Here is a 13,886-nt window from a genome sequence, read left to right as displayed (position 1 = left end):
GGTAATTTTCACCAACAGATAAAATAAGTCTTTTCGCACAATAAACACACTCCAAAAAAATTCATTATTATTGTTGTATTATTTTCTCTGAATTGTTATAATGTAATAGTAATCACAACTAAAAACGGAGTGAATTTATTATGAAACTAAGCAATTTACTTGCAAACATTGAATATACCGTAATAAATGACGGCAATCCCGAAATAACCGATATTATATATGATTCCCGAAAAGTTACCGACGGTACAGCTTTCGTATGTCTTAAGGGATACACATCCGATGGTCACAAGTATGCGCAATCCGCTGTTGAAAAAGGCGCCGCTGCCCTTATAATAAGTGATGACCTTTCATTCGATGTGCCGAAGAATGTTGCGGTTATTAAAGTGGAAAACACACGAAAAGCACTTGCGTATATCAGTGCCGAGTTTTTTGGCAGACCCGCCGAAAAACTAAAGACCATTGCAATTACAGGTACAAAAGGCAAAACAACCACAACCGCTATGATTGCATCTATTCTTGAATGTGCAGGAATCAAAACAGGCACAATCGGCACTCTCGGTATTTTATATGACGGAAAAGTTGTAAAAACAGACAACACAACTCCGGAATCATACGAAATTCAAAAAGCTATGCACGATATGCTTGAGTGCGGCTGTAAAGCTATGGTTATTGAGGCAAGCTCAATCGGCTTAAAGCATTACAGACTTGCTGATATTACATTTGATGTAGGCATATTTACAAACTTTTCACACGACCATATCGGCGGTGTTGAACATAAGGATATGGCTGAATATCTTTACTGTAAAAGTCTGCTTTTCGGACAGTGCAGACACTCTGCCGGAAATATTGACGATGAAAAATTTACCGAAATCACAAAACTTGCAGTTGAAAAACCTGTAACATTCGGTTTCTCAAATAAAGCCGACTTTGTTGCGTCTGATGAACATTTATTATTTGAAAACGGATTTATCGGCGTTCACTTTGAATTAAGCGGAAAAAAGAAACTTTCGCTTGATGTAAATATCCCCGGTAAATTTAATGTTTATAATGCGCTTGCCGCAATCAGTGCCGTATCTTTCTTTGATATTCCCGACAAAGCTGTTGTCGAGGGTCTTCACAAAGCAAAGGTTAAAGGCAGAGTTGAACCTGTACCCGTACCGGGCAACTATTCGCTTATAATAGATTACGCTCATAACGCACTTTCTATGGAAAATGTGCTTTCAACACTCCGACTTTATAAACCTAACCGCCTTATTACAATGTTTGGCGCAGGCGGCAACCGTCCAAAGGTGAGAAGATACGAAATGGGCGAAACTTCGGGCAGACTTTCCGACCTCTCCGTAATCACAGAGGATAACTCCCGTTTTGAAGATGTTATGGATATTATCGAGGATATCAAGACAGGTCTTGCAAAGACAGACGGTAAATATGTAGTTGTTCCTAATCGTAAGGACGCAATAAGATATTGTATGGAAAACGCACAGGACGGCGATATTATAGTTCTTGCCGGCAAAGGTCACGAGGATTATCAGGAAATCAAGGGCGTAAAATACCATATGGATGAGCGTGAACTTGTTGCCGACATTATTAAGGAAATGGCAGAGGAAAAGAAATAATTATCAACAGTTTTTTATAAATCTACATTTGTCAGTTTGATAAATTCATTTTTATTAACGAAAAGGAAATATGCAATGGGTTTATTTAAGGAAAAGAATGAAATAAATAATAAGACTTTAAAGGAAAACATTGCTAATATTGCATTGGCACAATACAGAGTCATTATTTAAAGTAATAACAGATATAGACACCTTCTATTTTGCGGTTCAGGGTACAAAACTTTTAAGACTTTCATTAAGCAAAGAGCTGTTTAACGCTTATGTGGAAGGATTTTTGGAAAGTAACGATGCTTAACAGAAATTTTGGGTTCTGTTTCTAAAATATAAACAGCATTGTTTTTCTACTTATTAAGTTATAAAATAAATGAATACTGTCAAAATATAAACGCTTAAAATTCATCAGCCGTCATCTTGCGATGGCGGCCGCTTTGTTTTGTCTGTAAAATTGAGATAAAAAATGACTTCACATATTATAGTTGGAGTGAAGTATGGTTTTGCGAAATACTTAGTCAAGAAATTATAAAAGTTTGGTCAACCTTTAAAAAGGCTTGACCTATTTTTATTTAGCTTAATCTGTGCGTTAAACAGGAATTTATTATTGTTACCCCAACATTTAGAATAAAACCTATTCAAAACAGAAACAAAAAGTGATGCAACAAAGCATTTACAAAATAAACATCATCATTGCATCACCAAATATTTTATTCGATTTACCTTAATTCAGGCACTACGGCAAAAAAGACTAAGTCCTCATCACCGTCATTAATCAAACTGTGGCTGTGTCCCTTTGGGCAATAATGGCAAGAGCCTGCGGAAAGTTTTTCTTCCGTATCATCATACTTTACCTTGCCGTTGCCGCTAAGAATATAAATAATCTCGCAGTTACCCTCATGAGTATGAAGTCCGATTGACGCACCGCTTTCAAGTCTGCCACGCATAATTTTGGTATCGCCGTCATCAAACATATCGGCTCTGAAAGTTTTTTCTCCTCCCTTAAAATTAGGAAGTTCCTTTGTTTGCATACCGTCAAAATCTATATACATTACATATCACCTTTCTTTATTATTATACGAAATTATTATACGAAACAATCACAAATATGGTTTCGCCTTGATTCAGTCCGAGAATTTTTCTCTCAATTTTCGGATTTTTATATCTGCGCACCATATCTCGCAGTGCAGTTCCGCCGTGAAATCCGTGCAAAACGGTAACTTCACGCACATCATTCGGCAATTGCTTTAATCTTTGCGTTAAAACTTTTCCCGCACTTTCCACGGTGTGACCGTGCAAATCTATCTCTACAGAATACGGCATCACTACACCTCTTTTCTAAAATTTTACCTCCGCACAAATGTACGGAGGATTTTTTATAAATTATTCGGTAGCTTCCGGTTCTGTCGGAGTAGGTTCCGGATCGGGTTCCGGTTCTGTCGGAGCAGGAGTCGGTTCCGGATCGGGTTCGGGAGTTACAGTAGGTTCCGGATCAGGCTGCGGAGCAGGCTCCGGATCCGGGGTAGGTATATCAGGTGTAACTTGTGATGACGAGTTATTGTTTGAAGATGAGTTATTGTTTGAAGAGTTCGAATTATTATTGCTCGGTCTTGAAACTACACCGTCGTCGCCGTCGGCAGAGCCGCCGCCAATACCGCCGCTACTCTCATAAGTGGATGACGGGAGTTCCTCACGGTCAACTTCTTTGCCGTCCTTATAATATACTCTCCACGCTCTTGCAGAAAATTCTTTTCCGCTTGTAGAGCCGATTTCATTTTCTGTTCTTATTTCATCATAATCAGGGCTTTGCCATCCCCAAAATGTAGCAGAAAGCGTTGTACCGTCCATTTTACATTCTATAAACATCTGGTAATCTGTCTGATTAGAGAACTTAAGGTCAAGGTTAGGATAATCAATTGTTGCGTCAAGACCTGTAGGAACATAATCGGATGCCCAAAGGTGGCAGTATCTTTCCTCAATCTCAACATTTGCTCTTATTGCGGCATTATAAATAGTTGAACTTGCCTGACAAATTCCGCCGCCGTTTCCCTGCACAAGTTTACCGTCTGCAATCACACCTGCAGGCTTGTAACCGTTTTCAGAAAGGTTTGAATCGCCTGTGCATTCGTTAAACGACCATACTTCCCCCGGTTCAAGTACAGAACCGTTGCAAGCCTCAAGCGCAGTTTTCATATTTGAATTACCGTTTGCGTTGTTGTAAGAAACGGTTTCGTATGTAGAAAGCTTCACAATATTTTTCTTAACCATATCAAGAGAAATATCTGCGTCAACATCTTTAACTACAGCATTGAGTGCCATTGTGCCCGTACCGCTTTTTATAGCTGACGAAAGCTGTGTAACAAGGTCTTTTTCGTCAAGCTCCGCACCTTTTTCGGCATCGGCATATTTAAATCTGTTGTCACCGTCATACGGATTAAATTCAGAAACACGGGCATTTGTCGCCTTTACATCAACTTCTTTTTTAATCTTTTCGGCATTGCTCTTGATAGAATCATCTGTGCAAGTGGCAACGACAGTATATGTCTTTGCGGTTTTGCCCGAACTTTCTTTGTTAAGTTCATCATTCTTAAGCTGTGTAAGAACACTCTCTGTATTGTATGTATATTTTAAGTCTTTCTGTGTAATTGTGTATGTCTTTTCTTTCGCCTTTACAGAAATTGAAACAGGAGTTATAAATGACTCCTGCTTTGAAGTCAAAAGCTTGAGCGCCTCATCATAAGTTTTGCCCGCAAGTGAAATTCCCGACACCTGTGCATCATCGGAAAAATGGAATCCCAAGCCAAGATTATCGACAGTAGTCTGTCCGTTTTTGCTTGGCATAAGCATAACCACACCCGCAACGGCAATACCGATAACTACCGCACCGGCTGCGCAGCTTGCAATAATAATTTTTTTCTTATTACTTTTTTTGCCGTCTTTTTTATTGTCTTTATTATCGTTTTTTTCCTTTGGTTCAGACTTTTTATTTTTGCGTTTGTTTTCATCTTCGTAAGAAACCACACCTGCATAATGGTGAGCGCCCGAAGGTGAATGTTTTGCGCCTTTTTTAGAATTTGCAGATTCTTCGGCAGTCTTAATACCGTTTGAAACATCTACAAGTTCATCGTCCGAATCATCGTAAAAAATAAAATCCTTGTCATAATCGACCATTAAAAAATTCCTCCGTTTGGGAAATGAACATTTACAATTTCTTTATTATGTATGTTACCAATATAATTTTACTACACTTTTTGGTAAAAATAAAGACATAAATTCAAAAATCATTCTAAAATAATTCCCAAATTTTAATTATACTTTCAGCCTTAATTTTTATGCAATGCTACATTTTTGTGACAAATATTTATTGCAAAAAATTATTTATTAATCTTTTTTTACTTTTCGGTTGAAAATTGTTTATATTAACGATATAATATAGTTTACAGACATTAATATTTAATGGAGCTTTTTATTATGAAAATATTGATTTTTACCGCCTCAACCGGCGGCGGGCACAAAAGAGCCGCTGCCGCACTTGACGCCAAAATAAAAGCGCTCGATGCAAACAACGAGGTAAAGGTCGTTGACGCATTAAAAGCAATTGGCAAAGTTTATGACAAAACAGTCTGCGGCGGTTATCACTTTATGGCTACAAAAATTCCGAAGGTTTACGGTGTGTGCTACAAAGTAACAGACCGCAAAACCATAGTCTATGACGCAGTTATGAAATCAAATACCGCAATGTCAAACAAGCTTTTGAGCATTATAGATGAGTTTAATCCCGATGTTATCATTATGTGCCACCCGTTTATTACAACGATGGTATCAAGATTGAGAAGAAAGGGCAAAATCAGTGCAAAAGCAATCAGCCTTATAACAGACTATGATGCACACCGCACATATTTTGTACCGAACATTGACGCTTATGTACTTGCCGAACCTCAAATGGCGGAAAAATTAGTCAACGAATATGATGTAGATAAAAATATAATTTATCCGCTCGGCATCCCGATTTTTGACAGATTTTCCGAGCCGTTTGATAAAGCTGAAATCTGTAAAAGAGAGGGACTTGACCCCAACATTCCGACTGTTTTGCTTATGGCAGGCTCTTTCGGCGTTACAAGCGTATTAAAATTTTATAAAAGCCTTGTTTTGCAGAAAAAGCAAATTCAATTTATCGTAATTACAGGAAGAAACAAGCACCTTTATACACATCTTAAAGAAGTAATGGAAGAACTTAATGCCCAGGACTGCACAAAACTTCTGTACTTTGTTGACAATGTTGAGGATTATATGCATATATCCGACCTCATCGTAACAAAGCCCGGCGGACTTACAGTTACCGAAAGTCTTGCTTGCCGACTTCCGCTTGCAATTTACAATGCTTTTCCCGGACAAGAGCGTGATAATGCAGAATTTCTTGTAAAAACGGGTGCCGCAATTATGCTTGATAAATTAAACGGTGCCGAACAGGTTTGCAGACTTCTCGGCAATCCGGACAAACTTGCCGAAATGAAAAGGTTTTGCGGCAATCTTGCACAAGAAAATTCAGCAGAAAAAATTTATGACCTCGCTAAAAAGCTCGTCAATGAAGATTAACGAAAGGACCGTTCAAATAAATGAAAAGAACTATATCAGCCCTGCTTTGCGCAGGCTTAATCGCAGTAACATTTACAGCCTGCTCAAGTGCAGACAGCTTTTCAGACAAGGAAAATCTTTCAAAAAATGTTGAAAGAAACAGCGATACTGAAACCACATTTAATTATTCCGACGGAGCAGTTAGCGCTCCTACGGAATATAATTCTTACTCAAGTGAAGTAAGTGATTTTGAATTAAAACTTTTCCGTAACTATTACAAAAACAATTCCGATAAAAAGAGTTTTGTGTTTGCGCCTGCAAATACTGCTCTCACACTCGGATTACTTGCAAACGGTGCCGCAAAACAAAGCCAGACAAATATTGTCAATGCGCTGAGTGATGAGCTTGTACTTGATTCCGAAAATCAATGTTCGTCATATTTTCAGAGCAGACTTAAAGCCTTTTCTTCTGACGGCACAAATACAGATGAAAACGGTAAAAATTCAGAAAAAGCTTATGTAAAACTTAATCAATCAATGTTTTTTAACGACACGGTTGATATAAGAAAGAATTTTCTGAAGGCAAACGCTGACTTTTACGGAGCAAATATTTTCAGATTTGTATTTTCAGATGAAAACGCAGTTAAAAAGGTTAATTCCGTACTCGGCGAAAATGCCATGACTTCTCTTGACAACTCAAATAACCTTTTCTGTACAAGCACATCGGATATATATGACGAATGGCTTAACGCTTACGAAAAAGACGCTGTTGCGGACGGTACTTTTTACTCCGAAAGCGGCGAAAAAGCAGTAAAATATATGACCTCTGCAGAAAATTATATTCATACAGACAAAGCGCAGGGCATTATAAAATATATGCGCAACACACCTGTAAAATTTGTTGCAATTATGCCAAATGAGGATACTTCGCTTGAAAGCTACATATCCTCAATGACATATCTTGAGTATTCCGATATGCTCGACAGCTTTAAAATAACATCTCTTACAAATGCCTCTGTCCCCGAATTCAGTATAAAGTCAGACGGCAAACCTACAAGCCTTAAATCCGAACTTGAGGATTGCGGCCTTGCGGATATATTTACCGACAGCATTAACCTTTCAAATATCACTCTTTCAGATGACCTTTTCGTAAATGATATTTCCGAAATTCAGCCGTCTGTTACCGTAAATTCAGCAGGTATCGGCGGCAGTGAAAGTGTTAAAGCAACAGTTACCGCAAACACACTTAAATCCGACTCCAAAACAGCCGACAGCACTCTCAAGTTTGACCGTCCGTTCATATTTATGCTTATAGATAACGAAAGCAACATTCCGCTTTACATCGGAACAGTTGATTTCTGATTATTCGTTATCAGTCAATTTTACAGCAAGCACCGTAATGTCGTCATCGTGACCGTCATTGCGGTGCTTTATTGCTTCCGCAACAACCGCCTGCGCAAGTTCCTGTGTGCTGCCCTTGTTCCATGTTCTTATAAGATTTTCAAGCCATTTTTCGTTACCTGATAATACACCGTCAGACACCATAACCACCATATCTCCTGTTGTCAAGTTGACCGTATCGGTCGAAAATTTAATATTGTTGAGTATTCCGGCAGGAAGTGACGGCATTTCTTTTGCAATCACTCTGCCGTTTTTCTTTATATAGGTAAGCGGTGCACCTGCTTTGTTAAGAGTTACTCTTCCGCTGTACAAATCTATTTTTGCCACATCAACGGTTGAAAGCGATTCGTCCTCGCTCTTTACCATAAGTGCGGAATTTACAATCTGCAGTGAGCTTTCCGGTGTAAGTCCGGACTTGAGAAGTCTTGTCATAATAGAAGTTGCCATATTGCCGTCAACCGCCGCTCTGCCGCCTGTGCCCATACCGTCACACACAATGGCATAAGTATTGCCTGTGCCGTCGTTAAAATAATTAAGGCAGTCGCCGCAAAGTTTGCCACGATTTGCAATATGCTGTTCCGTACCTATTTCCACATCGTAAACAGGCATTTCGCAGAATTTTGCCATTATACTGCCGCCCTCTTTGGTAATAAGAGGCAAATCAAATCTTCTGCCGCAGCATTTTGAAATTTCACGCATTAACTGTCCTTTTGAAAAGCGCTTTGATTTGGGAGAAATTGAAAGTTCAACATTCATTCTTCCGCCCGAAGTTATAAGGCAAATACATTCCATGGGAATAATTCCGACAGCCGACAAAGCGGAAATTACCCTTTCTGCCGCCTCGGTGTCACATTTCATTGCACTTTTAAATTCATCAGATAAATCGGATAAAATATCCCCGATTCCCGAGAATTGTCCCGCAACGACACTGCGTACATCATCTACCCTGCGTTGAGCCTCCAGACAAGAAATATATTCCCTGTAATTGCTGTTCATACTGTCGGCTATCTCACGCTTTTTGCAGCACTTTTTGACAAAAACCTCCTCAATATCGTTTTCACTCACTCTTCCCTGTTGTTCAAGCCTTTCCTCAAGGCGGCGAAAATCATCATAGGTCACTCCCTCCTGTTTATCGTGACAGTAAACTTTTAATCCACAGCCTGAACAGACATTTTTCCTGACATTGTCGCATACCATATCAAGTGTGGGTGAATACAGCCTTTTAAGTCTGTCGGATACTCCGTTGACATCGTTTTTAACATTATTAATGGCTTTTGAGGCAAAATCAAGCCTCATAACCACATTTTTCCTCAAAGTTTCACCGAGAGAAGCATTTTTTTCATGAGAAAAAACAGGTGCAATAAAATTACCTACTTCTTTGGGCAGAATCATAAAAATGACAGACGCCGTAAAGCTTTCTATAAGTACCTCGGCAAGAGCCACCCTGTCGCTGAAAGCAAGGCACATAACCGCATCGGAAATCATAAACGCTATTACGCAGGCAAATTTGCCGACAGTCGAAAACAATCCTGCCATAAGTCCGCCAAATGCGTATCCGCCGCAGATAAAGCCTTGATTTCTGCTTGCAATACTGAATATTGCTCCCGTTGCAATTCCGCAGACAGAACCGCCTGCAACACCCCCGTATCTTGCACAAAGCAAGGTAACAAGAACGGCAACTATTCTGCCGACAGAAATGCCCTCAATGGCAACACTGCCGAACGATAGCATTAAAACACAGCCTGTAAGCACAAGACTTGCGGTTTCCTGTTGGGAAAATGCAGCAATACTGCGTCTTTCGGTTGAAAGCCTTACCGTACTGCTGAAAAAATAAGCCGCCGTACCTGCAAGCACCGCCTCGATAATGCAGTCGGTAAGCGAGGAAAGCGTGCTTGTGCTGACAAATGTGAGTACAATACCCGTTGCAAGAATAGGCAAAAATGCAACAAGCGGAGCAAAAAGTGCGCTGTTCTTCACCCTTTTTATATCGCTTGTAAGCCACCTTATACCTCCTATCGCAACCACAACAGCTATGTACCTGAAGCTGTCCGAGGGCGTAAGCAAAATATAGCCAAGCCCTGTGCCTGCAAGTGCCGACAGCAAATATTTTTTTGGTACAGCCGCCGCAAAAGACGCTCCGAAAGGAGATAGATTTCCAAGCATTGCCCCCTTTGACACAAGAACACCGCTGACAAAATATACTATGTTTGTAATCACCGTTCTTGCAAATTCAGCCGAGCCATCAAAATTTTTGCGAACCAGAGCTTTTTTTGCCTCCATTTTTAACATCCTTTTCTTTTTTATATTATAATAGATAGCATTGTCTGCAACCTTTACCTATATTATAAAATTTTGCACTCAATCGTTTTGTCAGTATATGGAAGGCAGTTTATATATTCTTTTGTAGAAATAATATTGCTTGCTAAATTAATTAATTTATATTCGGTAAATATAACTCTTATGCTTATTTTTATCAGTATTTAAGCCGTTATTAAGTAATTTTTAAACATTAACGCAATCAAAGAGTTAAATAATTTTATCTTACTGCATTATGTCACAATAAATACAGAAAGCGCAAAAAAGCACAACTGTCATAATGACAGCCGTGCTTTTTGATATTATATGTTAAATTTTTTGCAACAAATCAGAATAAAAATTTTAAAATCTGACACCAAGCCGACAATTTGCCAAATAATTTATATTCCCTTAACATATTGTCTTAATGTCGGTAAAAAGCCGATTTTATCGGGTGCTTGCAACGGCATTTGCGGTAAAGCGTCGTGTCCGGGCATATTATTTGCCTCAATAAACAACGGTCCGTTCTCTGTAATTGCAACATCCCAACCGATATATCCGAGTTGCGGGAGTTTTTCCGCCGCCTCACAACACATAGCTATTGATTCCTCCCAGAACGGAATTTGATAACCTTTAAGTTCACATCCCGAGCGTGGGTGTTTTTCGTAAACTTTTCTCTGTTTATCACAAGCAGGAAATGCAATTTTGCCCGTTTTCATATCAATAGGCGAATACATACCGCCTGCGTTAATATTATCTACAGGGCGATCACTGTTGCCCATACGGATACACGCATATATAGCATTAGCCTTGCCATCTGTCAAAACAGTATAAACACGGATTGTATTTACGGAATCGGGGTTGATTCTGCTCATATCGTGATGCTGTTTTACCACTTCTTCAACAATACTGATATGCCGTCTTTTCAGTTCGTCATACATATCGTCAAGACTGCCAAAATCCGCTTTTTTCAGCTTGTCTACACCTTTGCCGCAGCACAAATCATCAGGCTTACATATAATTTCGTCAAATTCCTGCATAAAATCAACAAATTCACTTTTACTGCATTTTGCAAAATTAAGCCACTTGCGGTGAAGATAATCGTTAAACATAGTGTAAAATTCAGTTTTATTATCAAGAATATGATAGTAATCAGGGTCATTCAAGAGCTTTACAACGGTATTGTTTATACCTCTTGTCACAAATGTTGCCCTCTGTTCGCTGTTGAGATTATAAAATTCACAAAGCAAATAATCCTTATATCCTGCGCCGTACTTAAATCCGCAGGAAACTATATCGGCGAGTATAACCGCTCTCGGTTTGCCTGAAAGTTTATGCACCTGCTTTACAGTATCAAAAAGTGCGCTGTAATCCATATGTGCAATACATCTTACAATATAGCCAAGCTTTCCCATTAAGAAAACTCCTTTATCACTTCAAAAATGTTAAAAAATTGTATCTAAATTATTACCGATTAGTAACTATTTTAAAGCCTGTATTACAAAATGTCAATAGAGATTTTGTGTTTTATATATGAAAGTTTTGAAAAGGAAAACTCACAAAAACATCATTAAAAAGAGAAAAACGGCGGATTCACAATGAAATCCGCCGTTCGTTACAGCTTAAAAAAATATACAAACTATATTGGTTTTAAAACAATGTCTTTTAAAATCGCTATAATAAATATAAGTCTGTCTGTTGTTACTTTCTCTTTGCAAAGCAATCGCTGCAGTAGTAAGACTTGCCTTCCATTGGCTTGAAAGGAATCTTTGCAACACCGCCGCACTCTGCGCAGGTTGTTTCAAAAAGTTCACGAGCCGGTTTAGCAGCATTCTTACGAGCCTGTCTGCAAGCTTTGCAACGCTGTGGCTCGTTTACGAAACCTTTTTCAGCATAAAATTCCTGCTCGCCTGCTGTGAAAACAAATTCATTTCCACATTCTTTACATACTAATGTCTTATCTTCGTACATTGTTTTTTACCTCACTTTTGTACTGTATAATTGTTTTGCCCTTTTGCGGAATTGCACCGCTTAATCTTTTAAGGACATATAATGTAAGGAAATTTTCTTTTTGGCTCTCTGCAACGCATTGTCGGCTGACTTTGCGGATATGCCAAGTTTTTTTGCAGCCTCAACATAACTCATTCCGCCGCAGTACAGCATCAGTACCATATACTCTCTTTCCGAAAGCAAGGTTTTAAGTTCGTCTAAAAGCAAAGAATAATGTTCTTTTGCAAGCATCAGCTGCTCCGGGTCTGTACTTTTGCCCTCAAGCTCGTCGTTGTCTGCATCAAGTGACACAAGGCTTGAACTCGGCACGGCTTTTTGCCTTTGAGCTTTACGCACAATAGAAATAAATCTGCGTTTCGCAACAATATCAACATAACTTTTAAAAGAGGCTTTGTTGTTGCTGTCAAATGTTCGACAAGCGTACAAAAGTCCCAAAAGTCCTTCCTGAACAAAGTCGTTGCGCTCGTAACCGTCCGCAGAATATTTTTTTGCCAAAAAGCCAATATTTCGCAAGTATCTTAGCGTAAGCACATCAAAAGCACTGTCATTTCCGCTTTTTACAAGCTCTGCAAGCTTTGCATCCGAAAGCTCTGAAAGATTTTTTAACGATTCAGACACAAGCTCACCTCAAAAGACTTTTCCTTACTGTAAATAATAACCTATTTCCTTTTATTTGTCAATAAGAAAGTAAATATTATTTGTAAATTTTTTTAATCCGTTCGTCAATAATTGTGCAGAATTTACATATTTATATATTTTTTGACTTGTAAGCAAAAAGATAAAATGGTATAATATTATGTAGTTTTTAATAAGAGGTGCTTAAAATGGTTGTGAAAATTAACAGTTTCGGTCTTATGGGAATGGACAGCTATCCCGTAGAGGTTGAGGGCGCAATTAACAAAGGATTTCCCGCATTCGATATGGTAGGACTGCCGGACGCCGCCGTAAAGGAAAGTCGTGACCGTGTTAAAAGTGCAATGAAAAATTGCGGATTTAATTTTCCGACCGCACATATCACAATTAACCTCGCCCCTGCCGATATAAAAAAGGAAGGTCCTATATACGATTTGCCAATTCTTATTGCAGTGCTTAAGATGACAGGCGCTGTAGTTGCGGAAATTTCCGACTCGGCATTTTTGGGAGAACTGTCACTCGGCGGAGATGTACGACCCATAAACGGCGTACTCCCTATGGTAATAAAAGCCCGTGAACTCGGTTATCAAAAGATATATGTACCTTTTGCAAACGGCGCAGAGGGCGCAGTGGTTGACGGCATTGAAGTTTATCCCGTTAAAAATATTTTACAACTGATTGCACACTTGAGCGGCGATAAACCTATTGAACCTGCCGTTGCGGAAATTGATGAAGATAATACAGACAAACAGTTTGTGCCCGATTTTTCACAGGTTAAGGGGCAGGCAGAAGTAAAAAGAGCACTGGAAATTGCGGCTGCAGGAGGTCACAACATACTGTTAATCGGTCCTCCCGGATCGGGTAAAAGTATGCTCGCAAAGCGTATTCCGTCAATTCTGCCCGATATGACATTTGAAGAAATGATTGAAACCACAAAAATTCATTCAATAGCAGGTTTGCTCGACAAAAACGGACTTGTACGCACACGACCGTTCCGTTCGCCGCATCATACGGTAACTGCCGTGGGTCTTGGCGGAGGAGGTACAGGAACAGTTCGGCCGGGTGAAGTATCGCTTGCTCATAACGGCGTACTTTTTCTTGACGAATTACCCGAATTTTCCCGAATGTCGCTTGAAGTGCTCCGTCAGCCTATTGAGGACGGAAAAATTACGATTTCCCGTTCGCACGGAAGCTACACTTATCCTTGCACCGTTATGTTGGTTGCGGCAATGAATCCGTGTCCGTGCGGATATTTTAATGACCCGTCAGGAAAATGCACCTGTACTCCGCAAAAGATACATAATTACCTTAATAAAATCAGCGGTCCGCTGCTTGACCGTTTTGATATACATATAGAGGTATCGGC

General features: G+C 39.3%; 11 protein-coding genes. 4 read left to right on the top strand and 7 right to left on the bottom strand.

The window, feature by feature from the left end; all coding sequences use genetic code 11:
• The first annotated feature begins 140 nt into the window (after positions 1-140).
• Positions 141-1,616, top strand: a complete 1,476-nt coding sequence (locus AAAY30_RS09000; RefSeq protein WP_302196678.1) for a UDP-N-acetylmuramoyl-L-alanyl-D-glutamate--2,6-diaminopimelate ligase — start codon at positions 141-143, stop codon at positions 1,614-1,616.
• Between the two features lie 710 nt (positions 1,617-2,326).
• Here the strand turns inward: AAAY30_RS09000 and AAAY30_RS08995 are convergent.
• Genes AAAY30_RS08995 through AAAY30_RS08985 form a run of 3 tightly spaced genes read right to left on the bottom strand, consistent with a single transcriptional unit; the run spans position 2,327 to position 4,778 of the window.
• Positions 2,327-2,659 carry a cupin domain-containing protein gene (locus AAAY30_RS08995; protein ID WP_022234999.1) on the bottom strand — a complete coding sequence of 111 codons (333 nt, stop codon included), beginning with the start codon at positions 2,657-2,659 and terminating at the stop codon, positions 2,327-2,329.
• A 22-nt stretch (positions 2,660-2,681) separates the two neighbouring features.
• A complete protein-coding gene (locus AAAY30_RS08990) occupies positions 2,682-2,930 on the bottom strand; it encodes a Smr/MutS family protein (RefSeq protein WP_302196679.1) in 249 nt (82 codons plus the stop codon).
• Positions 2,931-2,990: 60 nt separating this feature from the next.
• Positions 2,991-4,778, bottom strand: coding sequence for a VanW family protein (locus AAAY30_RS08985; protein WP_499215696.1), 1,788 nt, complete (start codon positions 4,776-4,778; stop codon positions 2,991-2,993).
• A 300-nt stretch (positions 4,779-5,078) separates the two neighbouring features.
• Between AAAY30_RS08985 and AAAY30_RS08980 the strand changes: the two genes are divergently transcribed.
• Positions 5,079-6,203 (top strand): MGDG synthase family glycosyltransferase, encoded by a 1,125-nt coding sequence (locus tag AAAY30_RS08980; protein ID WP_195411101.1) that lies wholly within the window; start codon positions 5,079-5,081, stop codon positions 6,201-6,203.
• Positions 6,204-6,223: 20 nt separating this feature from the next.
• Complete coding sequence (locus AAAY30_RS08975) at positions 6,224-7,543, top strand: serpin family protein (RefSeq protein WP_337781452.1); 1,320 nt, start codon at positions 6,224-6,226, stop codon at positions 7,541-7,543.
• Here the strand turns inward: AAAY30_RS08975 and AAAY30_RS08970 are convergent, their stop codons facing one another.
• The 4 genes from AAAY30_RS08970 to AAAY30_RS08955 all read right to left on the bottom strand — a co-directional run bounded on the left by AAAY30_RS08970 (position 7,544) and on the right by AAAY30_RS08955 (position 12,505).
• Positions 7,544-9,862, bottom strand: a complete 2,319-nt coding sequence (locus AAAY30_RS08970) for a SpoIIE family protein phosphatase (protein WP_418329898.1) — start codon at positions 9,860-9,862, stop codon at positions 7,544-7,546. It lies immediately after the preceding gene.
• Between the two features lie 416 nt (positions 9,863-10,278).
• Positions 10,279-11,292, bottom strand: coding sequence for a sugar-transfer associated ATP-grasp domain-containing protein (locus tag AAAY30_RS08965; protein WP_186935698.1), 1,014 nt, complete (start codon positions 11,290-11,292; stop codon positions 10,279-10,281).
• A gap of 286 nt (positions 11,293-11,578) precedes the next feature.
• The gene (locus AAAY30_RS08960; RefSeq protein WP_022235006.1) at positions 11,579-11,848 is read right to left on the bottom strand and encodes a zinc-ribbon domain containing protein; all 270 of its coding nucleotides are present in this window, start codon (positions 11,846-11,848) and stop codon (positions 11,579-11,581) included.
• Positions 11,849-11,908: 60 nt separating this feature from the next.
• Positions 11,909-12,505: a sigma-70 family RNA polymerase sigma factor gene (locus AAAY30_RS08955; RefSeq protein ID WP_295057138.1), complete on the bottom strand. Its 597-nt coding sequence runs from the start codon at positions 12,503-12,505 to the stop codon at positions 11,909-11,911.
• Between the two features lie 206 nt (positions 12,506-12,711).
• On the opposite strand from AAAY30_RS08955, the gene AAAY30_RS08950 reads away from it, so the two are divergent.
• Positions 12,712-13,886 (top strand): YifB family Mg chelatase-like AAA ATPase (locus tag AAAY30_RS08950; RefSeq protein WP_499215695.1); only part of this gene is annotated, 1,175 nt, incomplete at its 3' end.

Origin of the sequence: Ruminococcoides bili (genome assembly GCF_040093295.1) — a bacterium.
In the GTDB taxonomy this organism is placed as follows: domain Bacteria; phylum Bacillota; class Clostridia; order Oscillospirales; family Acutalibacteraceae; genus Ruminococcoides; species Ruminococcoides intestinale_A.
The sequence above is the reverse complement of the archived record's forward strand: the minus strand, read 5'-3'. Positions and strand labels throughout refer to the sequence as shown.